The sequence below is a fragment of the Paenibacillus sp. cl123 genome, from assembly GCF_900101595.1.
In the GTDB taxonomy this organism is placed as follows: domain Bacteria; phylum Bacillota; class Bacilli; order Paenibacillales; family NBRC-103111; genus Paenibacillus_G.
In genome coordinates, this window is sequence record NZ_FMYY01000017.1 from 112,977 (window position 1) to 137,314 (window position 24,338).

22 protein-coding genes and 1 riboswitch are annotated in these 24,338 nt (G+C 54.5%); of the genes, 16 read left to right on the forward strand and 6 right to left on the reverse strand.

All coding sequences use genetic code 11. The features are described 5' to 3' along the window. Window positions 1–13: 13 nt before the first annotated feature. Complete coding sequence (hemQ, locus tag BLR08_RS22340) at window positions 14–760, reverse strand: hydrogen peroxide-dependent heme synthase (protein ID WP_072335033.1); 747 nt, start codon at window positions 758–760, stop codon at window positions 14–16. A 196-nt stretch (window positions 761–956) separates the two neighbouring features. Here hemQ and BLR08_RS22345 point away from each other — a divergent pair, with 196 nt between their 5' ends. From BLR08_RS22345 to dnaI, 3 genes are all read left to right on the forward strand, one after another. Next, complete coding sequence (locus tag BLR08_RS22345; RefSeq protein WP_176835580.1) at window positions 957–1,241, forward strand: YuiB family protein; 285 nt, start codon at window positions 957–959, stop codon at window positions 1,239–1,241. A 307-nt stretch (window positions 1,242–1,548) separates the two neighbouring features. Then, complete coding sequence (locus BLR08_RS22350) at window positions 1,549–3,069, forward strand: replication initiation and membrane attachment family protein (protein ID WP_072335039.1); 1,521 nt, start codon at window positions 1,549–1,551, stop codon at window positions 3,067–3,069. A gap of 136 nt (window positions 3,070–3,205) precedes the next feature. After that, window positions 3,206–4,177: a primosomal protein DnaI gene (dnaI, locus tag BLR08_RS22355; protein ID WP_072335135.1), complete on the forward strand. Its 972-nt coding sequence runs from the start codon at window positions 3,206–3,208 to the stop codon at window positions 4,175–4,177. A gap of 151 nt (window positions 4,178–4,328) precedes the next feature. Here the strand turns inward: dnaI and BLR08_RS22360 are convergent, their stop codons facing one another. Beyond that, the gene (locus BLR08_RS22360; protein ID WP_090586438.1) at window positions 4,329–4,478 is read right to left on the reverse strand and encodes a YqzM family protein; all 150 of its coding nucleotides are present in this window, start codon (window positions 4,476–4,478) and stop codon (window positions 4,329–4,331) included. A 242-nt stretch (window positions 4,479–4,720) separates the two neighbouring features. On the opposite strand from BLR08_RS22360, the gene trxA reads away from it, so the two are divergent. The 3 genes from trxA to uvrC all read left to right on the forward strand — a co-directional run bounded on the left by trxA (window position 4,721) and on the right by uvrC (window position 8,580). Continuing rightward, window positions 4,721–5,038, forward strand: coding sequence for a thioredoxin (gene trxA, locus BLR08_RS22365; protein ID WP_072335042.1), 318 nt, complete (start codon window positions 4,721–4,723; stop codon window positions 5,036–5,038). Between the two features lie 130 nt (window positions 5,039–5,168). Continuing rightward, window positions 5,169–6,332 (forward strand): protein kinase family protein, encoded by a 1,164-nt coding sequence (locus BLR08_RS22370; RefSeq protein WP_072335045.1) that lies wholly within the window; start codon window positions 5,169–5,171, stop codon window positions 6,330–6,332. A gap of 46 nt (window positions 6,333–6,378) precedes the next feature. Continuing rightward, window positions 6,379–8,580, forward strand: coding sequence for an excinuclease ABC subunit UvrC (uvrC, locus tag BLR08_RS22375; protein ID WP_083537411.1), 2,202 nt, complete (start codon window positions 6,379–6,381; stop codon window positions 8,578–8,580). A 45-nt stretch (window positions 8,581–8,625) separates the two neighbouring features. Here uvrC and BLR08_RS22380 read toward each other — a convergent pair whose 3' ends face one another. Continuing rightward, window positions 8,626–10,257 carry a CPBP family intramembrane glutamic endopeptidase gene (locus BLR08_RS22380; RefSeq protein ID WP_072335048.1) on the reverse strand — a complete coding sequence of 544 codons (1,632 nt, stop codon included), beginning with the start codon at window positions 10,255–10,257 and terminating at the stop codon, window positions 8,626–8,628. A 284-nt stretch (window positions 10,258–10,541) separates the two neighbouring features. Next, window positions 10,542–10,692: riboswitch (cyclic di-AMP (ydaO/yuaA leader) on the forward strand. Between the two features lie 71 nt (window positions 10,693–10,763). Here BLR08_RS22380 and BLR08_RS22385 point away from each other — a divergent pair. Further along, on the forward strand, window positions 10,764–12,125 hold the full coding sequence (locus BLR08_RS22385; RefSeq protein WP_072335051.1) for a TrkH family potassium uptake protein: 1,362 nt from the start codon (window positions 10,764–10,766) through the stop codon (window positions 12,123–12,125). Between the two features lie 15 nt (window positions 12,126–12,140). Further along, window positions 12,141–12,803 (forward strand): potassium channel family protein, encoded by a 663-nt coding sequence (locus BLR08_RS22390; protein ID WP_072335054.1) that lies wholly within the window; start codon window positions 12,141–12,143, stop codon window positions 12,801–12,803. Window positions 12,804–12,866: 63 nt separating this feature from the next. Here BLR08_RS22390 and BLR08_RS22395 read toward each other — a convergent pair whose 3' ends face one another. Further along, window positions 12,867–13,760: a LysR family transcriptional regulator gene (locus tag BLR08_RS22395; RefSeq protein ID WP_072335057.1), complete on the reverse strand. Its 894-nt coding sequence runs from the start codon at window positions 13,758–13,760 to the stop codon at window positions 12,867–12,869. 269 nt (window positions 13,761–14,029) lie between these two features. Between BLR08_RS22395 and BLR08_RS22400 the strand changes: the two genes are divergently transcribed. The 6 genes from BLR08_RS22400 to BLR08_RS22420 all read left to right on the forward strand — a co-directional run bounded on the left by BLR08_RS22400 (window position 14,030) and on the right by BLR08_RS22420 (window position 20,395). Continuing rightward, entirely contained in the window at window positions 14,030–14,686 is a 657-nt protein-coding gene (locus tag BLR08_RS22400; protein ID WP_072335060.1) for a succinate dehydrogenase cytochrome b558 subunit, read from the forward strand. Window positions 14,687–14,699: 13 nt separating this feature from the next. Further along, window positions 14,700–16,463, forward strand: coding sequence for a succinate dehydrogenase flavoprotein subunit (gene sdhA, locus BLR08_RS22405; RefSeq protein WP_072335063.1), 1,764 nt, complete (start codon window positions 14,700–14,702; stop codon window positions 16,461–16,463). Between the two features lie 2 nt (window positions 16,464–16,465). Then, window positions 16,466–17,236, forward strand: coding sequence for a succinate dehydrogenase iron-sulfur subunit (gene sdhB, locus BLR08_RS22410; protein WP_072335067.1), 771 nt, complete (start codon window positions 16,466–16,468; stop codon window positions 17,234–17,236). Between the two features lie 322 nt (window positions 17,237–17,558). Next, complete coding sequence (locus BLR08_RS31850) at window positions 17,559–17,693, forward strand: hypothetical protein (protein ID WP_256257747.1); 135 nt, start codon at window positions 17,559–17,561, stop codon at window positions 17,691–17,693. A 308-nt stretch (window positions 17,694–18,001) separates the two neighbouring features. Continuing rightward, window positions 18,002–19,111: a DNA alkylation repair protein gene (locus tag BLR08_RS22415; RefSeq protein ID WP_072335070.1), complete on the forward strand. Its 1,110-nt coding sequence runs from the start codon at window positions 18,002–18,004 to the stop codon at window positions 19,109–19,111. Between the two features lie 210 nt (window positions 19,112–19,321). Continuing rightward, window positions 19,322–20,395 carry a LacI family DNA-binding transcriptional regulator gene (locus BLR08_RS22420; RefSeq protein WP_072335072.1) on the forward strand — a complete coding sequence of 358 codons (1,074 nt, stop codon included), beginning with the start codon at window positions 19,322–19,324 and terminating at the stop codon, window positions 20,393–20,395. Window positions 20,396–20,449: 54 nt separating this feature from the next. Here BLR08_RS22420 and BLR08_RS22425 read toward each other — a convergent pair whose 3' ends face one another. After that, the gene (locus tag BLR08_RS22425; protein WP_072335075.1) at window positions 20,450–21,433 is read right to left on the reverse strand and encodes a cation diffusion facilitator family transporter; all 984 of its coding nucleotides are present in this window, start codon (window positions 21,431–21,433) and stop codon (window positions 20,450–20,452) included. Between the two features lie 559 nt (window positions 21,434–21,992). Then, on the reverse strand, window positions 21,993–22,409 hold the full coding sequence (locus tag BLR08_RS22430; RefSeq protein ID WP_072335078.1) for a hypothetical protein: 417 nt from the start codon (window positions 22,407–22,409) through the stop codon (window positions 21,993–21,995). A gap of 533 nt (window positions 22,410–22,942) precedes the next feature. Between BLR08_RS22430 and BLR08_RS22435 the strand changes: the two genes are divergently transcribed. Together BLR08_RS22435 and BLR08_RS22440 are read left to right on the forward strand one after the other, a co-directional pair. Continuing rightward, window positions 22,943–23,419, forward strand: a complete 477-nt coding sequence (locus BLR08_RS22435) for a GyrI-like domain-containing protein (RefSeq protein ID WP_072335081.1) — start codon at window positions 22,943–22,945, stop codon at window positions 23,417–23,419. Window positions 23,420–23,587: 168 nt separating this feature from the next. Continuing rightward, window positions 23,588–24,100, forward strand: a complete 513-nt coding sequence (locus BLR08_RS22440) for a GNAT family N-acetyltransferase (RefSeq protein WP_072335084.1) — start codon at window positions 23,588–23,590, stop codon at window positions 24,098–24,100. The last annotated feature ends 238 nt before the right edge of the window (window positions 24,101–24,338 follow it).

The window sequence follows — 24,338 nt, forward strand, 5'->3', positions numbered from 1 at the left end:
GCCGCTTCAGGGGTTACAGCTTGAGCAGACTGGCCGTCTTGTCCGCGTCTAGCAGATTGCCGACGTAGAAGTCGCCGAAATCGCCGAAGCGCGCGCTTGTTTCGTCGAACCGCATCTCGGTGACGATTTTCTTGAATTGCAGCGGATCGTCAGCGAACAGCGTGACGCCCCATTCCCAATCGTCGAGGCCGATGGAGCCGCCGATAATTTGCTTGACTTTGCCTGCATAGGTGCGTCCGATCGTTCCGTGTCCGCGCATGAAGCTGCGGCGCTCGTCGACGCTGAGCATGTACCAGTTGTCATTGCCCTCGCGGCGCTTGTTCATCGGGTAGAAGCAGATATGCTTTGCCTTCGGCAGAATCGGCTTCAGACGGGCGACGATATCAGGGTCCTGCATAGGGTCGGTACCCGGCTTGGCCATATATCCTCCGAGCTCGACGACCGATACGTAAGAATACGTAGGAATGGTTACTTGGGCAAGCAAGGTTTTGTTGAAGGCAGTTTCGAGCTCACTCAGCTCCTCCAGCGTTTCGCGCAGGTGCATGAACACGAAGTCGGCCTTCTGGCCGACTACGGAGTAGAAGGCGGTGCTGCCCTGCTTCTGGTCTTCGGTCGACTGATACTGCTTGAGCAAGGTCAGCAGCTCGTCCTCAGCGCGGCCCCGTTCCTGAGCGCTCAAACTTCTCCAGGCATTCCAATCGATCGCGCGGAAATCATGCAGGCTGTACCAGCCCTCCAGCGTATGTACGGCTTCACTCATGGACTTAACTCTCCTTTGGCTATCTGTTTTTTTAACTTGTTTCATTGTAGCTAAAGAAGCCCATCAGGGCAAATATGTGGCGAATCCGTGAGAAACGGTGACAAAGTGTTCACAACCTGAAGGAGGGGCTGACTTTACGGGTTGCAGGAATTGATTATAATAGGAAGAGAGAGAATGCCAAAAGGAGTTGCTTGCGTTGCTGCAATTGATCATCGTAACCGTGCTGCTGTTCGTGCTGTTCTTCGGACTCGGATTTATCCTGAACATGCTGATGAAGACAACCTGGTTCCCTATATACGGATATATTGCGCTTGTGATCGGCCTGGTCATTTATTGGGGATGGGGCACCGGGTCGCTAGGGCAAAACATCGCCGAATATTCGATCTTCGACTATGTGCCTGCGATCGGCGGGCTGATCGGCGCCGTGCTTAGCGGATCGACTATCAAGTCGCTGCGCTCGAAAGGCTACAAGATGTTCTAGAGAGCAGCCGCAAGCTTCGAAGCTTGCCCGGCGATACGGCAACATGAAGAGGGCTCGCCAGCTACGGCGCAGCCTTCTTTGCGGTGCACGGGAAGTCCGCCGGCTCGGGCTGGCCGCATGCGCCTGACCCTCCTTGAGGATAAGCTTTGCACACATCTCAGATTGTTCGATTTCTTCGCAAACGCACAGCTAAAGACGCTGTAAGCCGCTTATCCTCGCTTGGGGTTATTTTGCTTCTACTCCGCTGTCGATTGCTGTGGTAAAATGGAGATTAACACTTGGTAATACGGATGGGGTTGGGACTGCTTTGAGAATTACCAATATGCTTCACTTTTCGGAGTATCACCGTTTTGTTGTCGTGCGGGATTTTGCCCTCAGCAGTCTGGATTACAAGATGCTGACGGCGATGTACCAGCCGATGGTCGGCGCTTATGCGATCAGTTTGTACTATACGCTGTACCACCAGCTGCCGAGCGACAAGACCGGCTGCTCGGAAATCGAGCAGCAGCGGCTGCTGTTTCTGGCCATGGAGCTGGAGTCCGGCGAACGGGGCCGCAAATGGCTTATCGAGCAGACATCCAAGCTGGAAGCGGTCGGCTTGCTGCGCACTTCGCGGCGGTTCGCCGCGGCGTCCGAGGACTACGTCTACGAATACGAATTATTTGAGCCGCTTACGCCGGGAGAGTTTTTCAAAAATCATCATCTGACCTTGCTGCTGCGGGATAAGGTCGGCAAATACGCTTTATTTGCGCTGAGAGACGAGCTGATTGTGCCGGTAGCGGATGAACTGAAGCATGCCAATACGGAAAATTTGTCGATGCCCTTCTATGAGCTGTTCCGGCTGAGCGCAGAGGTCGATCCGGAGCTGGAGCAGGCCTTTTTCGAATCGGCGGCTGCCGTGGTGAACGAGCGCAAGCCGGAAGTGGTGAACAAAGGCTTCTCCTACGCGGAAATTATCATGCGCTTCCCTCATGACTCGGTAAACCGCGAGTATGTGGAGAGCTTGAAGTACGAGCCCGAGCAGCTGGCTACGATCAATTATGTGGCCAAAAAGTACGGGCTTTATCTGACGGATGTGTGCAAGCTGCTTGATGAGGACGGTGTCTTCGAGGAAGGCGGACAGCTCGTGCTTGAGCTGCTCCAGCACCGCGCCAACCAGGTGTTTCGCCAGGACAAGAAGCGCAGCGAGGACCGCGTAAGATGGATGGCGAAGCTGCCTGGCAAGCTTGAGCCGGAAGCGGGCGTCAGAAAGCCGGAGGACGAGGACGGCCAGAGCAAGGACAAGCCTGTGGAGATGGCATACTACCTGGATGTGCCGGATTTGTTCCAGGGAGAGTGCAACCAGCATCAGTATAATTATATTTTGCGCAATGAGCCGTACACGTTCCTGCTGGAGAAAATTTTCTCGCGCGGCACGGTGCCTGACGGACTGCTCGATACCTTGTCCCGGGTAGAGCTCAATTACGGGTTACGTGAAGAAGTCATTAACGTCCTTATCCATTTTATTTATATAACGAAGCGCTCCTGGTCCAAAAAGTACATGGAGGCGATCGTCACCGATATGCTGGGCAAGCAGGTCGGCTCCTTCGAGCAGGCCGTCCATTATGTGCGCGAGCAGATGGCGTACAGCGAGAAGAAAGCGCGCGAGACCAAGCCTGCCTTCAGTGGCAAGGGAAGCTCGTCCGCAGCCGGCAGGGGACGGAGCGGAGCACGCCAGAAGCCGCTGATCCCCGTAGTGCAGGGCGGGGCAAAGCCTGCCAGGACGCTGACGGATGCGGAGCGGGAAGAGCTGCGCCGCAAGGCGCTGCTGCTGGACGGCAAGGCCTGAGGTTCGTCAAGCTCAGCTCATGAGTACTTGCCGGACGGACGCGCTGCGCATGACAACATAGACAGGCAGACAAGCGCTGAGCGAAGCTGGCGCAGAGCAATGAGTGCTTCATGGGGAGGTGCTGCCAGAGATGGCGATGGAATCGTTAGGAGAGCTGCTGCGCGGCGGGATACCCGGCCGCAAGCTGCTGCAGCAGGCGGAGGAGAAGGCGCGGGAGATTGCGGCCGATCCGCTGATCGTAAGACTGCGGCAGAAGCATCCGGAGCTGGATGGGCATACCATCAAGCTGAATTTGAACAAGCTCCACCAATACGTAAGAGAACACCGCAACTGCTCGAACTGTCCGGGCCTGGACCAGTGCCCCAACGACATGGAGGGCCACTACACGCTGCTGAGGGTCGAGCCGGGGGATGATTGGACAAGGGTGTACGATCATAAGGTCGCCTGCAAGAAATTCATCGCCCAATCGACCCAGGACGCGGTCCGCAGCCGCATCCGCAGCTTCTATGTGGACGAGCGGGCGCTGTCGCAAGGTTATTCCTCGCTCGAGATTCTGGACAAGGACCAGGAGCGGGAGGAAGCCGTCATGCAGGTGATGGATTTCATCCTGAAGGTGCGCGAGGAGGGCTTGCCGACGGATGGCATGTATTTGAGCGGGCATCTGGGTACGGGCAAGACGTTCCTGATGTGCTACCTGCTCTATGAGCTGGCCAAGGACGGGTATACCGGGGCGATCGTATATATGCCGGACTTCGCGGAGGACTTGAAGTCGATGTTCCAGGACCCGATGAAGCTGAAGGAAACGATCGACGTGCTGAAGGAAACCGATCTGCTCATTTTCGACGATATCGGCGCGGAGAATTTGAATCCGTGGCTCCGGGATCACGTGATGGGCGCCATCTTGAACTACCGGATGAACCGCAAGCCGACGTTTTTTACGTCGAATCATGATCTTGATGCGCTGGAGAAGCACTTCAGCTTCACCAGCAAGGACGGAGACGAGGAATTCAAGGGCCGGCGCATTATGGACCGCATTCGCCCGTTCGTGCAGGTGGTGGAAGTCAACGGCTTCAACAAACGGGGCTCGGGGCGGGAGCGGCGCGCGTAAAATCTCTGAAGCGGGGCATATGGGCGCTTAGCGAGTAAGCTTTGTAAGGAACAGCCCGGCTCCGCCCGGAGGCGGTAAACGCAAAAAGAAAGACCACCCGGCTTCGGCTAATCCGGGTGGTCTTTCTGGTTAAAGCGGCTCGCAGGCTGGTCTACTTCACGACCAGTGAGATAACCGTTGCGGCAACTGCGATGACGAGCAAGACGACGAAGAAAACGCCGAAGCCCAGGGCCACATCGATAAAGTCATTGCGTTGTTCCTCGTACACATGCAGTTCCGGGTGTCTCGGATCGTTGCTCATTTCAGTTCCTCCTTATCGCTTCGTGCAGCGGCAGCTTGCTCTTGCGTTAGCCGAGCAGACCGTGCTGGCCGCACACGTCAGGCAGCTTATCGTAAGCGTATAGGGCTAGTATACCCAACTTCGCGGATTGTTGTAAAGGATCGGAAGTGACAATTGTGCAAACTTTGCCTCGGTTGAAAACTCGGTTCATTGTGGTATACTTTACATGTTGCAATTATCCCGCTTGAGAGGAGTGCTGCAGTATGGCTATCGTTAATGTGAATGATCAATCTTTTACCGGTGAAGTGGAAGGTTCCGGTACGGTTCTTGTAGATTTCTGGGCTCCTTGGTGCGGCCCTTGCAAAATGATCGCTCCTGTCCTCGAGGAGCTGGACAAGGAGATTGGCGACAATGTCAAAATCGCCAAGGTAAATGTGGATGACAATCCGGAATCCGCGTCCCGCTTCGGCGTGATGAGCATCCCGACGCTGATCGTTTTCAAGGACGGCCAGCCGGTGGACAAGATTGTCGGCTTCCAATCGAAGGATGCGCTGAAGAACGTCATCAGCCGCCATCAATAACAGCTCTGCCGGACGGCAGACAGGTGAGAAAAAGCTCTTTTTCTGCTATGCTGAGAAAGAGCTTTTTTTGTTTGCATCGAGAGCTGATCATGGCTGCTGCAATTTTGGATGATCGATGAGGTGAAAGCTGATGGTTGATGGCATGATGAGCGCCGCGGATTTGTTTGGGTCGATAACTGTAAACCCGTTGCCCGTTCCTCCCAAATATTTGAAGTGGCAGGATGAAGTTGTTGCAGATGTCAAATCGGATTACACGGTAGTTTTCCGTGATATAAGCAAGCTGGATGTCCCTGCCGGGCTGCATATAATGGTGCCTGAGGGAGGGACGTGGAACTCGGAGCAATTCAAAATGTTTTTATCGGAACGTATCCCAAGCGCCAATAGAAGAGATATAGATAAAATATTGCTCCGAGCAGGGATGACAACCTATAACGTATTCCGGCTGGCTCTGCAAACCCGGGCTTTTAATTCTAAAGATCTGTTGTGGTTGTCCAATGAGGATGAAACTTTTCTATCCGTGCTGCCTGAAATATTCAAGTCGGTATTTATGTTAAAGCATGATCTGGAGGGCAATTCCAATCTGAATTCTCCCGAAGGGGTAAATATCAAGCGATATGCGGTAGTTAACGGCGATTATGGCGTACTGAAGCAAAGACTCCATACATCAAGTACGGACGTGGAATCTGAAGTAGCGGTTTACCGATTGTCTAACGTACTGGGTGTGGATTGCTGCCCGGCACAGTTTGTGGAGGATGGCAGTCACTTAAAAAGCTTTTCGAAATTTGAATACAATTTTGCTGAAGAGTTTATCGTTCATGTTCGATCCGCGGTTTCCGAGAAAGATCTGACAGGGGACTTATATCAGGACCTGATCAAGAAATTCCCGCAATTTCGAAAAAATATAGAAAAGATGATTTTGCTGGATTTCGTGACCAGACAAACAGACCGTCATTTAAGCAACATGGCTTTGAAGGTTTTCGGGGATACCGTTACTTTTTATCCGCTGTATGATAATGGGAGAAGTTTGTTTCATGAAGATTCTGCGGAGTTATCATCTGCGGCAGTAAACAACATCGAACTTTACAGCTCCGAGTTTGGGCCCATAGGGACTTATTTTGACGTGGTTGGCGATATAGCTAAAGAGACTAAGCCATCAGAGCTTATACGCTTAAATATCGATCTTGCGGAGATCAAAGAGATTTATTCGAGTTCGGGGCTCAAAGGGGATAGATGCAGGGATGCAAGCTTGTGGACCTTCCGCTGTCTGGAACATTTGAAGAGTCTGAGTAAATAAGTTAGACCCGGGGGAGGTACCTTTTGGGGAAGAGGGGAAGAGAAGGATGACTGTCTCGAAGGAAGAATGGAATCTGGAGGAACGCAGAAAGATTCGGGAAGCGATCAAGACGAAGCTGTCGCTGGTCCCGGAGCTGCCCGGCTGTTATCTGATGAAGAATAAAGAGGGCACGATCATCTATGTGGGCAAGGCGAAGGTGCTGCGCAACCGGCTGAGGACCTACTTTACCGGCAGCCATACGATCAAGACGCAGCTGCTGGTCAACGAAATCGTGGACTTCGAATATATCGTGACGGCAAGCAATATGGAAGCGCTCATTCTGGAGTGCAATCTGATCAAGAAGTATGTGCCCCGCTATAACGTGCTGCTGAAGGACGACAAATCCTTTCCATATATCAAAATTACGCATGAAGTGCACCCGAAGCTTGAGGTGACGAGGCGTGTGCTGAAGGATAAAGGCAAGTACTTCGGACCGTATCCGAACGCTTATGCGGCCCAGGAGACCAAGAAGCTGCTGGATCGGCTGTATCCGCTGCGCAAATGCAATACATTGCCGGACAAAGTATGCCTGTACTACCATCTCGGGCAGTGCATAGCGCCCTGTGAATACGAGATTGAGCAGGAAACCTATGACAAGATGGTCGGTGAGATCGCCCGGTTTCTGAACGGCGGTCATGACGAGATCAAGGACGACCTGAAGCGGAAGATGGAAGAGGCGGCGGCGGAGCTGAACTTCGAGCGAGCCAAGGAAATGCGCGATCAGATCATGCATATCGACGCCGTGATGGAGAAGCAGAAGATTACGACGACGGATAAAATGGACCGCGACGTGTTCGGCTTCGCCGTCGACAAAGGCTGGATGTGCGTGCAGATCTTGTATATGCGCCAAGGCAAGCTGATCGAACGCCACGCCACGATGTTTCCTTATTACGGGCAGGCGTATGACGATTTTATCTCGTTTGTCACCCAGTATTACAGCGACAATCCGGCGCTGCCGAAGGAGATTTTCCTGCCGGTGAGCGCCGGCGGGGCAGCCGATCCGGAAGCAGGAGCGGAGACGGGGACGGGGGAGTCCGCCGTGAACCGTCCGAATGACGGGGCGGTTTTTTCCGAGCGGGAGGCCGCCGGAGAAGAAGCGTCAGACGCGATGCTGCTCGCGGAAGCGGAAGCTGCCGGGGAAACCGGCGGCAGCGAGCTGCTTGTTGCCGCGGGTGAGGCCGCTTCGGCTGCGGCTGAGCGCACCGACGAGTTGGAGGCCGCCGATGACGGTGGATTAACCGAAGCGAAGTCGGATGTGAAGGAAGCGCTCGAAAGCTGGCTGAAGGTGCGCGTCCATATGCCGCGCCGGGGTCTTAAGAAAAATATGGTGGAGATGGCCGGAGACAACGCCCGGGTTGCGCTGGAGGAGAAGTTCAAGCTGATCGAGCGGGATGCGGAGCGGACGATCAAGGCGGTCGAGAATCTCGGAAGTTATCTGGGAACCGGCACGATCCACCGGATCGAAGCGTTCGACAACTCCAATATTCAAGGCTCGGACCCGGTGTCCGCAATGGTCGTCTTCACGGACGGCAAGCCGGACCGCAAGGAATACCGCAAGTATAAAATCAAGACCGTGCAGGGGCCGGACGATTACGAGACGATGCGCGAGGTTGTTCGCAGACGGTACGAGCGCGTGTTGAAGGAAGGTCTGCAGCTGCCGGATCTCATCGTCATCGACGGCGGGAGGGGCCATCTGGCAGCGGCTATCGACGTGCTGGAGAACGAGCTGGGCCTTCATCTCCCCGTCTGCGGACTCGTCAAGGACGCCAAGCATAAGACGGCTCAGCTGCTGATCGGCGACCCGGCCGAGCCGGTCCCTCTGCCGCGGGACAGCCAGGAATTTTACCTGCTGCAGCGCATCCAGGATGAGGTCCACCGCTTCGCGATCACGTTCCACCGCGAGACGCGGGCCAAGTCGATGACCGTTTCGACGCTTGATTCCATCACGGGGATCGGGGAGAAGCGGCGGAAGGCGCTGCTCAAGCATTTCGGCTCGCTGAAGAAAATCAAAGAAGCCCAGATCGCGGATTTCAAGGCGCTGGGCATCGGTGAGAAGCTGGCACTTCATATTTTGAACTCGCTGAACGGCACAGGGGAAGCGGAGGCCGGAGAGGCGGAGGCGGAAGTCGATCCCGATCCGGGGTTCTCCGGGCACGAGCTGTCCGGGGACGGGCCTGCGGCCGCCCCGGAGATATCGCCCGCGGAATAGGAAGCCGGGGAGAACGGGATGAGATGAAAGGCAAGCCGCAGCAGCTCATTTCGGGAAGGGCGGAGGCGCAAGCGCCGGCGGACGGCGCCTGAACTTGCCATGAGCGGCATAGAGAAGCCAGCCGGCTGCGGCAGGGACCAGAAAGTAGGCGACGCCTGCGACGGCCTGCATATTGTTGCCGTCGTAGAGCAAGGAAAGTCCCATCAGGATGCTGTCCATCGCCGCATGGGCGAAGACGGCGGTCAGGAAGCCGTATCGCAGGAAGGCATAACCGAAGATGATGCCGATGACGGTTACCTCGATTAACCGCGTATAAACGGGATAGATCGGATACTGCGTATGGCTCATGGCCCAGATGATGCTGGGAACCAGCACGGAAATAAACGGGCTGCGCGTCAGCCGCAGCATCAGTGACACGCCCAGCAGCCGGTAGATGGCTTCCTCCGAGATGGCTGCCGACCAGGCGAGCAGAGGGAACCATTCCGGATGCAGCATGTTGTGGATCGAGTCAGTCGGATCATTGACGGCCCAGACGTCGAACAGCGCGGAGGCGCCCAGGAACAGCAGCTGCTGGATGCCTAGAATGAACAGGCCGATGATGTAGCCGTCCTTCATGGACTGCTTCGCCTGACTGCCGAAGTCTTCGTCCCGCCATAGCGGCCACGGACGAACGCCGTGGCTTTGCATCAGTCTGCCGCCCGCCAACAAAGCGAAATAGGTGCAGATCGCCATCAGCGTCACGTACACATTGTTGATCCACAAATAAACGATGGCTCCGGGCTCCGAGGGGCCGCTGCCGTGCATCGTACGGAAGGCTGGCAGCATGTTGTAGTTGTTCAGCACATACACGGCCAGGAAAACGAGAGACAGCAGAGCCCCGCGGGCAAAGTCGATCTGGCGGCGGTTTCGCAGCACGATCACGAGTGCGGAGAACGCCATCGCCAGCGACGCCAGCATGCTGATGCGGGTCATCAGCCCGGAGCGCTCGTCCTGGGCCTCCCGCCAGCGGATAAAGCTGTCCGGAGGCGGAAAGGTCGGCCGGAAGGCCGTCACCTGTCCGCCGGCTGTCCGCAGCCGCAGCTCCAGCACAGCTTCGCCGATCCTCTCGGTTTTGCTGACGTAGACAAGCTCGGCGGCGCCTTCGGCGCTGACGCCGCTGCGGACGGTAAATGCCGCCGGGTCAAAGCCCATCTCCCGCAGCGTCCGCTCGGCCGCTGCTTCGGGGGCCATGTCTTGGGCAGGCAAAACGTCCGTCTTGGCGGCCGGCGATTTGTGGGACGAGAAGCTCAGCACGCTGCGGTTCGTATAATTGATGCCGACGTAGTACGTCGACGCGCCGTCGCGGATCTCGACCTCGTAGTAATCGATCGGGAAGCGGGCCGCATACGTTTGGCGGTACTGCTCATCCAGCCCGGCCTGCTGCAAATAGCCGCTGCGGGCGGTGGCGGACTGGAGCAGCGTATCGGCGGTCTGCCCGCCGGACAGGCCGAAGCGGCTGCGGATGAACGCTTCTGCGGTATCGGCGGCTTCGCGCTTGGTGATCGCGGGAGAGGCCAGCTTGTGCTCCTCTTCGGATACCGGCTTGTTAAACAGCGGAGCGGCGTAAGACAGCCCGAAGTAAAGCAGGAGGCCGATGATAGCGAGCAGCAGAGGGGGGCGGTGCTTGAAAGTGGTCATAGCGCACTCCTTGTCCGATTAGAATACATTGGCCGTACGTCGTTCATGGGTTTCCTATTGCCTTTTTTGCCTAGTTGTCCTGCTCTTGTAGTGTATTCGCCCGGTTTCATATCCATGCTTCCGGTTAATAACATGATAACATGCGTAAGAGACGGAAAAAACAAGCGAGCGCGAGCGCCGGGTCTATGGGTCCGCTTACATTTGCCCGGATGTTCGTTTACTCGCACAAAACCGCCAAAAACAGCTTTGTACTTCCGTCCAAACCAGTCTATAATTCATATCAATTGAATAAAAAGCCGAATTTCGAATGTTGGATCGAAAGCGGGGGAACCATGAAACATAGGGGTGAATTCCATGTCCGGCTGCGGCCGCATGGATAGGGTGCCTGTACATCCGAATCCGTCAGCTAACCTCGTAGGCTTATTGCAGGAACCTTGTACGCATGGCACTGGGTTTCCCGTGCTTTTTTTGTTGTTCACAAATGGTGATCGGGGTGGCCGTCCAAGATGAAACAGCGTGGTTCAGTCCTTAAAAAATTCGAGCTGACGCCGCCGCGTATTCTCGTGCTCGGTTTTGCAGCGATTATTATGCTCGGAACCGTACTGCTCATGCTGCCCTTCTCGTCGGCGGATGGTCTTCCGACACCGTTTATCGATGCGCTGTTCACGGCAACTTCAGCCACTTGCGTAACGGGGCTTGTCGTCGTCGATACGGGCATTCATTGGTCGCTGTTAGGCAAGATCGTCATTGCGCTGATGATCCAGGTCGGCGGGCTTGGCTTCATGACGATGTCCACTTTGTTCGCGCTGGTGCTGAAGAAGCGGATTTCCCTGAAGGAACGGCTTATTTTGCAGGAGGCGATGAATCAAGGGAGCATGGAAGGCATCGTGCGTCTGATCCGCAAGGTCCTCTTCTATTCCTTGACGATCGAGCTGACAGCCGCTGTCCTGTTTGCGATCCGCTGGTCGTTCGATCTGGGATGGGCCAGAGGAATCGGCTACGGCCTGTTTCATGCGGTATCGTTTTTCAACAATGCGGGCTTCGATCTGTTCGGCCCGATCACCGGCCCCTTCTCCGGCTTGACGGCTTATGCGGATGACGCTCTTATCAGCATAGTATCGATGGCGCTTATCGTGCTGGGGGGAATCGGCTTCGTTGTCTTGTCCGATCTGCTCGAGTACAGGGAGAGGAAACGGTTGTCCCTTCACTCCAAGGTCGTGCTGTCGGCCAGCGGCCTCCTGATTGTGATCGGGGCTGTCGTCATCTATAGCTTCGAGTACTCCAACGCGAGAACGCTGGGGCCGCTCGGATGGGACGGCAAGCTGCTCGCCGCCTTCTTCCAGTCCGTATCGCCGCGCACCGCCGGAGCGAACAGCGTCGATATCGCGGGCTTGCGGCAGGCGACCCAATTTTTCATCATTATCCTGATGTTTATCGGAGCGTCTCCCGGCTCGACGGGGGGCGGGGTGAAGACGACCACCTTCACCGTGCTGGCAGGCGCGATGGCAGCTATGATCCGCGGCAAGGAAGATATCGTCTTGTTCCGCAACCGGCTGGGTAAAGACCGTATCCTGAAGGCGATCACCCTGACGATGCTGGCTCTGTTCCTCGTCATTGCCGTCACGATGCTGCTATCGACGACAGAAGACCACAGCTTCCTGATGATTCTCTTCGAGGTTACATCCGCATTCGGCACAGTCGGTCTCAGTATGGGGCTCACGCCCGACCTGTCCGTGTTCGGGAAGATTATGATCATGTTCACCATGTTTGCCGGCCGTCTCGGACTGCTGACGCTTGCTTACGCGCTCGGTCCCAAAGCGGAGAAAGAGCTGTACAGATACCCGGAAGGAAAAATCACCATCGGATAGGGGAAGAGAAACAGGATGAAACGCAGTCAATACGCAGTGATCGGACTGGGCCGGTTCGGCTCAAGTCTCGCCAAGGAACTGATCAAGCTGGGCTATGAGGTTATGGGCATCGATAAGGACGAAGAGGCCGTGGAAGCGATGAGCGAGGAGCTGACGCATGTCGTCGTCGCGGATTCGACGGATGAAGAGGTGATTCGGTCGCTCGGTCTGCGCAACTTCGACTGTGTGATTGTGGCGATCGGCGACGATATCCAGTCCAGTATTTTGACGACTATCCTGCTCAAGGATATCGGCGTCAAAATGGTCGTAGCCAAGGCGTTGTCCGAGCTGCATGGCAAGGTGCTGAACAAGATCGGCGTCGATCGCATCATTTTCCCCGAACGAGATATGGGCATCCGGGTGGCGCATCAGCTCGTATCTCCGAATTTGCTCGACTATATCGAGCTGTCGAGCGAATACACGATTGCCGAGTTGACCGTTCCGAGATGCCTGGACGGACGTACGCTCAAGGATCTCGATACGCGAGCCAAGTACGGCTGCAGCATCGTCGCTATTAATAAGAAGGAAGGCGTCATCATCGCCCCGACGGCGACCGATTCCGTCGAGGAGAAGGACGTGATGGTCGTTATCGGGACGAACGATCAGATCGACCACTTCGAGAAGGCGGTTATCCGCTAGCATAGTCCTGAAGAATCGGCTGCAGCTGCCCGAGCGGCGCCGCCGCACCCTATTGAACGGCGCCTACCGCTGCCGGCAGTGTTTGACCGCCAGATCGATGAACAGCCGGATCGGCGGCTCCAGAGCGGCTTCCTCCGTATACAGGAGCGAGGTCGTTCTTTTTGTTTGCTCGAGCTCGGGGATGAAGCGCATGATCAGGCCGTTGTTCTCGACGAGCGTATGACGCAGATAAGACTCGGGCAGCAGCGTTGCCGTCTGGCAGGTCGCGGCCAGACGGATGATCGCCTCGAAGGAGTCGATCTCCATCTTCACATCGGGATGGACGCTGCAGCGCTGGAACATCTCATCCATCAGGACGCGATACCACGTCCCGCGGGAGAACAAGATCATCGGCAGCTCGTGCAGATCGGCGGCGGTCAGGTCGGAGCGGTCCGCATACGGATGATTGCCCGGCAATACAAGGCAGAGCGGATCGTCGAACAGCGGCAGGCAGACAAGCCCGGGATCGTCGATTCTGGAGGCGACCAGCCCGATATCGACCTTTTTCTCCTTGACCAGCGGGACGATCTCATGGGTTTTGCCGGTCAGCGCCTTGATGTCCGTCAGCGGATGCTCGCGGATATAGATGGTGATCAGATCCGGCAGCGTGGACTGAAGCGTCGTCAGACTGGCGCCGATGATGAGGCTCGCGGGCTTCGTATCGGTTTGGAAAATGCGGAGCGCCTGCTGCAGCTTGCGCTCCTGCTTCTGCTGATCGAGCGCATATTCGTAGCAGATCTCGCCGGCCCGCGTCAGCTCCAGCCGCTTGCCCTTGCGCCGGAACAGCTCCACGCCGAGCTCCTCCTCCAGCTTCATGATTTTGCGCGACAGCGCGGGCTGCGAGATATTAAGCACCTGGGAAGCTTTGTTGAGGCTTTGCTGCTGGACAACCGTAATTAGAATATCGAACAGCTCCATTGTGATCCGTCTCCTTGACAAACTCATGATATGCATAAAGGTTATAAGCGATTATAAGAAATCAGCACTTCCATTATAAGCGAAACAGGAGTAGTATGGTAGTGTCACGGATCGTTCACAAAGATCAGCGCGAATGGTATAAAAGACTGTCGAATCATGGAAAATAGACGTAGCGTTTTTGGTTGACGCTCTCAGGCGTCGGGAGTACAATGAGTAGTGGTTTTTACCAAGGCCGTGGCTAGCCTAATCATAGGGGGGAACGAAAGGTAATGTTCAAAAACTCGTACTTTTCACGAAAGCTTCATTCCTTGCTCGGTGTCATCCCGGTCGGGTTTTTCCTGATCGAGCACCTGCTGACGAACTATTCGGCGGCGAAGGGCGGACCAGGAAGCTTTCTTGAGCACGTCGAATGGCTGCATAGCTTGCCGCTCGTCTTAGCGCTCGAAATTTTCGGTATCTGGATTCCGCTTGCGTACCACGCGATCTATGGCTTGTACGTCGCTTATACGGCGCGCAACAATGTGAGCAATTACGGCTATTTCCGCAATCAGATGTTTTTCCTGCAGCGCGTAACCGGTGTCGTTACGTTTATTTTTGTGGCATGGCATTTCTTCCAAACCCGGTTCCAGATCGCAATCGGCAGCGTAGAGCAGATGGAAATCGGCTCGCATATGCATCAGATCGCATCCAATCCGGTTTATTTCGTCTTTTATGTGATCGGTGTCGTCGCCGCTACGTTCCACTTCAGCAACGGCATGTGGTCCTTTCTCGTCAGCTGGGGCATTACGATCGGCCCGCGCGCGCAGCGCGTATCGACCTTCGTATGGATCGGCGTGTTCGTCGTAATGACCGTTATGTTCATTATGTCGCTTACGGCATTCCTCGACCCGGCATTCCAGCAAGTAACGTCAGTAACGAAAGGTTAAGGGGGGCACCATCATGGCGAATTCGAAGGTTATTGTAGTCGGTGGAGGTCTCGCCGGCTTGATGGCTACCATCAAGGCAGCAGAAGCCGGAGTACAGGTCGACTTGTTCTCTCTGGTTCCTGTTAAACGTTCTCACTCTGTCTGTGCTCAAGGGGGCATCAACGGCGCCGTTAATACGAAAGGCGAAGGCGATTCTCCCTGGGAGCACTTTGACGATACCGTATACGGCGGCGACTTTCTCGCGAACCAGCCGCCGGTCAAGGCGATGTGCGAAGCCGCGCCCGGCATCATCCATCTGATGGACCGGATGGGCGTTATGTTCAACCGTACGCCGGAAGGTTTGCTGGACTTCCGCCGCTTCGGCGGCACGAAGCATTCCCGTACGGCGTTCGCCGGAGCAACGACCGGCCAGCAGCTGCTGTATGCGCTGGACGAGCAAGTACGCCGCTGGGAGACAGCGGGCCTGGTCAAAAAGTATGAGCACTGGGAGTTCCTGGGCGCGATTCTGGACGACGACGGCGTATGCCGCGGGATTGCCGGACAAGATTTGCGCAGCATGGAAGTGAATACGTTCGGCGCGGATGCCGTTATTTTGGCAACAGGCGGCCCCGGCATCATTTTCGGCAAAACGACGAACTCCGTCATCAACACCGGAACGGCGGCAAGCGCCGTGTACCAGCAGGGCGTTCATTATGCAAACGGCGAGTTCATCCAGATTCACCCGACAGCCATTCCCGGCGACGACAAGCTGCGTCTGATGAGCGAATCGGCGCGCGGCGAAGGCGGACGGGTATGGACGTACAAGGACGGCAAGCCTTGGTATTTCCTCGAAGAAAAATATCCGGCTTACGGAAACCTCGTGCCTCGGGATATTGCGACGCGGGAAATTTTCAGCGTATGCGTGGACCAGAAGCTCGGCATCAACGGCGAGAACATGGTGTACCTCGACCTGTCGCATAAAGATCCGAAGGAGCTGGACGTCAAGCTCGGCGGCATCATCGAGATTTATGAGAAGTTCATGGGCGACGACCCGCGGAAAATTCCGATGAAGATTTTCCCTGCGGTTCACTACTCGATGGGCGGCATGTGGGTCGATTACAACCAGATGACGAATATTCCCGGCCTTTTCGCAGCGGGCGAGTGCGAGTACCAATATCATGGAGCGAACCGTCTCGGAGCGAACTCCCTGCTGTCCGCGATCTATGGCGGTATGGTAGCCGGTCCGAAAGCGATCGAATATATCAAAGGTCTGGATAAGCATGTCGACGACATCTCGTCCTCCGTATTCGAGCGTTATGCCAAGCAGCATACCGAGAAGTACAACAGCATTCTTTCCATGAACGGCACGGAGAACGCTTATGTGCTCGGCAAGGAGCTCGGCGAGTGGATGACCAACCAGATGACGGTCGTCCGCTACAACAAAGGGCTGCAGGAGACGATCGACAAGATCAATGAGCTCAAGCAGCGCTACAAAAACATCAACATCAACGACTCGGCGCGTTACAACAACCCGGGCGTAGCTTATACGCGCCAGCTGTGGAACATGCTTGAGCTGTCGCACGCGATGACGCTGGGCGCTTTGCTCCGCAACGAAAGCCGCGGCGCGCACTACAAGCCGGAGTTCCCGGACCGCAATGACGATGAATTCATGAAGACAACGAAGGCGACCTGGACGGCCGAAGGCCCGAAAATCTCCTATGAGGATGTTGACGTATCCTTGATCGCGCCTCGTAAACGCGACTATACAACCGACAAGCAGAAGAAGGGAGGAAATTAATCATGGCCGAAGCAACCGCAACAACAGCTAACAAAAAGGTTAAGTTTATCGTCACCCGCCAAGATACGGCAGACAGCAAGCCGTATACCGAGGAGTTCGAGATTCCGTACCGTCCGAATATGAACGTCATCAGCGCTCTGATGGAGGTTCAGCGTAATCCGGTGAACGCCAAGGGCGACAAGACGACCCCGGTATGCTGGGAATCGAACTGTCTGGAGGAAGTGTGCGGCGCATGCTCCATGGTTATCAACGGCAAGCCTCGGCAGGCGTGCAGCGCGCTGATCGATCAGCTTGAGCAGCCGGTTCGCATCGCGCCGATGAGTACGTTCCCCGTCGTTCGCGACCTTGTCATCAACCGAGAGCGCATGTTCTCGGCGCTGAAGAAGGTCAAGGCATGGATTCCGATCGACGGCACGTATGATCTCGGTCCCGGACCGCGTATGGCCGAGTCGAAGCGCCAATGGGCTTACGAGCTGTCCAAGTGCATGACCTGCGGCGTATGCCTCGAATCCTGTCCGAATGTCAACGACAAGACGACATTTATCGGACCGGCGGCCGTATCCCAGGTGCGCTTGTTCAACGCTCATCCGACAGGCGAGATGAACGCTCACGAGCGTCTGGAAGCCTTGATGGAAGACGGCGGCATCGAAGGCTGCGGCAATTCGCAGAACTGCGTGCGCTCGTGTCCGAAGGGCATCCCGCTGACAACGTCCATCGCGGCGATGAACCTCGATACGACGAAGCATTTGTTCAAGAAATGGCTGGGCATGTAATATATTGCATCAAGCAGGCAGACTCTTTGCCCGTCTTCGGACGGGTGGGGGTCTTTTTTGCGCGTATGGCAGCGAATATGGTCGGGTCTCTAAGCCCGCGGGCGGTCTTGGCTTTTGGCTTGAAAGGCGGAAAAGCAGAGCTGCCGTTAGCTGCAAGCCCGCGGGGGGTCTTAGACAGCTTTGGAAAGCAAACATCCGCGGCCTCCTCATTAACTGGGTCATGGAAAAATGAGGAGAGCTCCTGGGGGATAAACGGGCGCGATCGGTGGGAAAACAAGTAGGCAAGCCGCCATTTATCCTACTTCAGAGCGGAGGAACCGACATGGGCAAAAACAAAAACCGCACGCTGCAACAGCAACAGCAGTCGCTTGCCGATCATGCCGAGCAAACGAGTAAGGCGAATACAATGCCGACCTACCACAAGGACAAGCACGAGCCGAATCGTCCGTCTGTGTAAGCCGATGCCGGGCGTTTTCAGCAAGCTCTTAGCCGCCAATCCGTTAAAGGACGGCGGCTATTGGCGTATGATCTGCCTGGCGCCGACGATGCCGGCTGGCCTGAGAGCAAGCGCAGGATGACGGAATAAGGGATGTATTTCCGGCGGGGCTAGCCAGGTATAGCTTGACACTATCGTTCACCGTATGCTTATTTAGGTAGGAGAGACGGCGCGGCGGCAGAGAACTTCGCTGCGTATAACGAAGCGGCTGCTGTTGCACGATTGCCGTTGCACGATCAAGCAGGTGAACGAGAGGGAGAGAGAGTGGAATGGCTGAGCCTTTAAAAACGATATACAACGAAAAGTTTTTACACGAATTCGGAGAAAAAGTCCAGGCTGCGTACCCGGACTTTGACAACCAGTCATTTGTCTCGGCGACGATGGACCGGGGGTGGGAGGAACTGGAGCTGAAGGGGCGGATTAGACGCATCTCCCTAACGCTTGGCGAGCATCTTCCTCCCCGTTACGAGGAAGCATTGAATATTTTGTATGCGATAGACAAAACCTGTGTCGGATTTCCGTATCTTTTTTTCCCCGATTTTGTGGAAGTACACGGTCAGGAGACGGAGCACTGGGAGCTGTCAATGCAGGCGCTGGAGCGATTTACAGGCAAGTCCAGCGCGGAGTTTGCGGTAAGGCCGTTTCTGTTGGCTGATCCGGAGCGTATGATGGCTCAGATGGCGGCTTGGGCGGAGCATCCGGACGAGCATGTGCGGCGGCTGGCCAGCGAAGGCTGCCGGCCGCGGCTGCCCTGGGGACAATCGCTGCCGCTGTTCAAGCGCGACCCGTCTCCGGTGCTGCCCGTGCTCGAGCGGTTGAAGGCAGACCCGTCCTTGTATGTGCGCAAGAGCGTAGCCAATAACCTGAACGATATCGCCAAAGACCATCCGGGCCTCGTGATCGAGACGGCCCGCCGCTGGCTTGGCACGGACACGCACACGGACTGGATCGTCAGGCATGGCTGCCGTACACTGATCCGCCGGGCCGTTCCGGAGGTGCTTGAGTTGTTCGGCTATGCGCAGGCAGGGGAAGAAGAGCAGCTGGCTGCGAGCGCTTCTATAACGGCGGAGCCGGCTGTCCTGACGATCGGCGAAAGCTGCGAGCTGCAGTATGAGCTTGGCATTCGGGACGGCGCTCCGCTGCGCGTCCGCATCGAGTATGGGATTGAATTCGTCAAAGCAAGGGGGCAAACATCCCGCAAGCTGTTTCTGCTCTCGGATAAGACAGTTCCCGGAGGGACGAGCCTGCAGGGCAGCCGCCGGCACCGCTGGGCGGATCTGACAACCAGACGCCATTATCCGGGGGAGCATCGGATCGGCTTGTTCGTGAATGGGGCGGAGGTCGCCCATTGTCACTTGAGGCTGGAGGCGCTGGAATAAACGCTGGAAAGATGCTGAATGTTGACTGGAAGCACCGAAATGAAGCGGAATTTAGGCGGAATGAGATTGAGAGGCGGAATGAGAGTGAAAGCTGGAAATAACAGAGGAAGACGACTGCATTGACGTGTTTGCGTTTTCACCGGTAGAATATAGGGATTGAAACGTTTAAGCTAACGCTAGCTTCAAAGCAGTAGAAAGGGTGTACGAGCGATGAGCAAGAAGCGGCAAGTGACGATCGTCGATCTGGCCGAAGCCGCGGGTGTATCTATCGCCACGGTATCCAATGTATTAAACCGGCGCAAGGTGCCGATGTCCAGCGAGACGATCCGCAAGGTGGAGCAGGCGGCCGAGGAGCTCGGGTATCGGCGCAATGTGATGGCGGCCAGCCTGAGCCGGAAAAAGTCGTACGAGCTCGGCATGCTGGTGCCGAGCTTCGCCGGCTATCATGGACGGTTCGCTGAGGAGATGCAGCGGACGGCTCATGCTTACGGGTATCACTTGTCGGTATTCTCCGCAGCGGGCTTCGACCCGGAGATCGAGAAGCGGCATCTGGACGTGCTGCTGCAGCGCCGTGTGGATGGCTTGATCTGCCACGGCTTGGCGATGTCTCAAGAGGCGACGCGGCAGTTGGTCGGCGTAGGGACGCCCCTTGTGTTGTTCAACGCTTGGGGCTGGCCGACGGATATTGCCGTCGGGGCCGTGAACCTCGACTTTGTCGTCGGCTGCGACGAGGTCGTGCGCCATCTGTATGAGCGCGGCTGCCGGACGATCTGCTACCTGGGCAAGTCCAGTCTGTATGCGACGGACCGCCAGCGGCGGATAGGCGTCCGCAACGGCGTGCAAGAGCTGCCCGAGCCGGTCGCCAGCGAAAGCTTCGATGCCGATTCCTTTGCATCTATTGAAGCGGTTCTGGAGCAGGTGGAGGCTGTAAAAGCCCGTTCCGGACCGGGACCGGTAGGCGTTATCGGCTTCGACGACATAGTGACGCTGTCCTTCATGTCCGCCGCCTTGCGCCAGGGCTACCGGGTGCCCGGAGATTTCCTGATCGCGGGCATCAACAATGATCCGGTGACCTCGATCTGCTACCCGGACATGACCTCTCTGGCTTTGCCTACGGCGATGCAGGCAGAGTTCGTAATGCTGCTGATGCTGCAGGCGCTGGACGATACGGCGGCGTTAAGCCGCTTTCCGGAAGATTACTTAAGCAAGGCCGCGCGTGAAGGGCATGAAATTCAAATTCCGCTCCGGCTTGTTCAGCGCCGTTCGACCGAGCGCGCGTACTGAACCTCAAAAAAACTTCAGTTTCCTGTGCGGAACTGAAGTTTTTTGCCGTGGGGGCTAGTGGACGATGGCCGAATGCGCGTCTCTGGGCATATTTGCCGGCACAGAGCCGGCTTCCTTGCTCTGTAAAAACTGCTTGCCGTATTCGCCGTGAGGATGGATATGTGCATCCTCCATCTGAATGGTCGTATGCACGATGCCATATTTTGCTTTTAATGTCTCATTGATCGCCAGAATGATACAGTGAGGCTGGACGCTGTTCGTAACGAACACATGGGCCGTGAGCGAGTAATGCTCCGTCGAGATAGCCCACAGATGCAGCTCATGCACATCCTCGACGCCCTCGACTTGGGCGATGGAGGCCCGGATAGCGTCGAGATTGTAACGCTCAGGGACGGATTCCATCAGAATGAGATACGATTCCTTGATAATTTTCGCCCCGCCTGTGAAGATGATGACGCCGATGACCATGCTGATCAGCGGATCGAACCAGAGCAGACCCGAATAATAAATGATTACGGCGGAGACGATAACCCCGATTGAGCTGAGCAGGTCTCCAATAAAATGCCAGAGCGCGCTCTTCACATTCAGATTGTCTTCTTCCTTCATGCTGCGGCTGAGCACCAGAGTCAGCACGATATTCACGATCAGACCGATGGAGGCGATGAGCAGCATAAGCTTGAAGTCGATCGGCTCCGGATTCAGGAAGCGGCGTACCCCCTCGACGCAGATGCCGGCTGCGATAAGCGCCAGCGCCAGTCCGTTGAGGAACGAAGCGATAATCTCGAAGCGCAAATAACCGTACGTGAACCGGTTGTTCGGCTGCCGGGTTGCCAGATAGATCGCGACCATGCTGAGGCCGAGGGCGAGCACGTCGGAGATCATATGGGCAGAGTCGGACAGCAGCGCAAGCGAATTGGAGAGCAGCCCGCCGACAATTTCAACGATGGTGAAGAACAGCGTCAAGGTTAATGTAACCCAGAGCGTCCGCTTGGAACGCGATTGCTTCTTGGCATGAGGAAGATGGTGATAGTCATACATGAAGGGTCACCCTTTCCGAAAATCTAAGTTGATTAACTATAAACAGTATACGTCAATCCCCATATTCCGGCAAATAGTTTAATTGAGATCGATTTTCGCCCATTTGATGATAATTATCACTATCAAGAACGTTTTTTCGTTGATTATGATAATATTTCTCGATATTATGATAGTGATTATCACTTTCTTAGTACAGCGCTTTCAAATTTGTTACATAATTGCAATATTGCTGTTACGTGTTTAACATCTTTCTGCTGTAATATAGCTAGCAAGACCCCCTTTTTAATATAAACACTTTTAAGGCTCGCCCCCGTTGGGCGGGCCGATTTTTTTTTTGTCCTACGGCTCCAGTACCGCAACTTCGAAGAGTACGGGCGACACTTTGTAGAGCTGGTCGAGCCGTTGAGCGGGTCGGGGGGAAGGGACTAGCTTTTCGGGAAACCTGAATTGCCCGTATATACGGGGCTAACAGAAGAAGTTAGCCTCGGCCAAGCACACAAAGGACCTGAGGGCGAGCCTCAGGTCCTTCGCTTTGTATGCGCCTTGAAATTCGGCGATGCTACTGCAACCAGAATGTGTAGGAGCTGCTGGAGAACGAACCGTAGCCGTGAACGACGAAGTAGGCTTTACTTCCCGGTCCAACCGACAAACTTACGGAATCCGTTCCCCCGGTGCCGAGGTCGGTCGGATTGTAGTAGGTAATACTCCCTCCCGGCTGATGAACTTCAACCCAGAAATCGTAATTCGCATCGCTCGGCGACTGCAGGTTTGCCGTCAAACTGGTGCTGGTGCCAGAAAGATTGGTATAGACAGTAATATCCGAATCATTGAATTGCAGAGTAGTGCTGTAGCCTCCTCCAATTCCAAGCGGAACCGCTGTAGCGTATGTATCCCCAAATCCAACCTGGGCAAAAACGGAAGGTACCCCAAATAACAACATGCTCGATGCGAGCAAAGCGGCGATCTTCTTTTTCAATACAACCACCTCCCAATTCTATTATTAAAACTGGCCAGTTTTACATCCTATTATAATCCAAATATACCAATAAATTAATGTGACAATAGGATCAATTTATAGGTTAATTTATTTCGTATCCCATAGCTGCAGCATCCCACAAGATAGAGGCTTCGTGAACGGAGGAGACGCCTAGAGGCTGGGCTAGATTAATGAAGCTTAGGAAATTCTGACTTCATCGTATCGTTAAGCCGGGTCACAAAAAAACCTTCGTTCGGGTCGGGCCAGGGTTATTTCGAATTTTCGCTTCTTCGACCAGAACATCGTCAAAAGCCCGGTTATATGATAATAATGGGGACATTAACATAAAGAAAACCATATGGTTGCCGCCAGAAGATCCGTCCCAAGCGGTTCGTAATAGTAGCTTTCATGGTTTAAAGGCAAGGATTGAAGACATTTTGATCTGCAGCTGTCTTCTCTGAAGTATACGGCAGGATAGTTGAATCATTTTGTAGAATCTGTAAATTGTTATAAGCTCTAGGGAGGTTGTCGAAGTGGTCGAAATTATTGAAAAGCAGCGGTTTTCTGTAATTGGTAAATTGGGGGAAGGACTTTCATCTGAAAGTTCAGATTGGATACCACCTCTATGGAAAGAGGCGAACGATAATTTCATAGAAATCAGTGCTCTCGCAAAAAAAGATGCAGATGGAAACCTTGCTGGCGTTTGGGGTGCGATGAGTGATGTTAGCGGTAATTTTGAAAGGTGGAAGGAAGGAGGCAAATATTTAGCGGGGTGCGAAGTTACTGACGATGCGATACCTCCAGGGGGATGGCGGAAGTGGACTCTCCCTGCATTCAAATATATGGTGTCAAAGTGTACGCAAGAGACATATCAAGATACTTTGAAAAACATGCTTTCGGATTACATACCCACAAACAATTATCAAATCGTCGGAGCAATTCAAGAATTCTATGATCCAAAGGACAATAGCGGGGAATTATACTTATACATCCCGATAGAAAAAATCTAAAAATGCCTCGAAAATCCACTAGCGGCGAACGTTAGCGGAATAACCAGGGAGCAGACCGACGCAGCAATTCCCTGGTGTCGTGGAAGTAACGGGCAGGATAACGAAACATTTAAAGGCTACTAACGTCTATAAGTAAACCGCGGCAACGAATGGGAGTGGGTTTCTAATATGAGGGAAATCGAAACAGCAAGACTTCGTATAAGGGAGTATACAACAGAGGACCTTTCGGCATTGCATCAAATTCTCTCGGATGGCCTAACTATGAGCTTCTGGCCGAGGCCCTTTGATTATTCGCAATGTAAAGAATGGATCCAAAAAAGAGGAATCGAAAATTATCAATCAGGATATGGCAGACTTGCGGTTGAACTCAAGGAAACAGGTGAAGTAATTGGGGATGCGGGGCTGTTAAAGCTTGAGACGGATGGACAAATCGAGAACGACTTAGGTTACATTATTAAATCTACTTACTGGGGCCAAGGTATTGGATACGAGGCTGCAAAAGCATTAATGATGTATGGGCTCGAAGATTTACAGCTAAAGCGAATATGCGCAAATATGCCGGAAACTCACCTGGCTTCTAGCAGAGTAGCTGAAAAGCTTGGAATGATGCTTGAAAAAAAGTTTATGAATAAGAGAAATCGCAACATACTTACTTGCTTATATGTTAAAACAATGAATTAACGAGGAACTTTAGATGAGGATGACGCGCTGTAGCTCACGGAGAGTTTAGCTGGGAAATATAAATTTGTAAATGAGGGATGAGATCAATGACGCAGCTTTACCTAATAAGACATGGTGAGGCTTGTATTATAAAGGATGGAATCTGGATCGGCTACACTTAGTTGGACAATAAAAATAAGGGCTTGTAGAATAAAGCTATCATCCTAAGGAGCGGATCTCTACATGCTAAAACAACGCA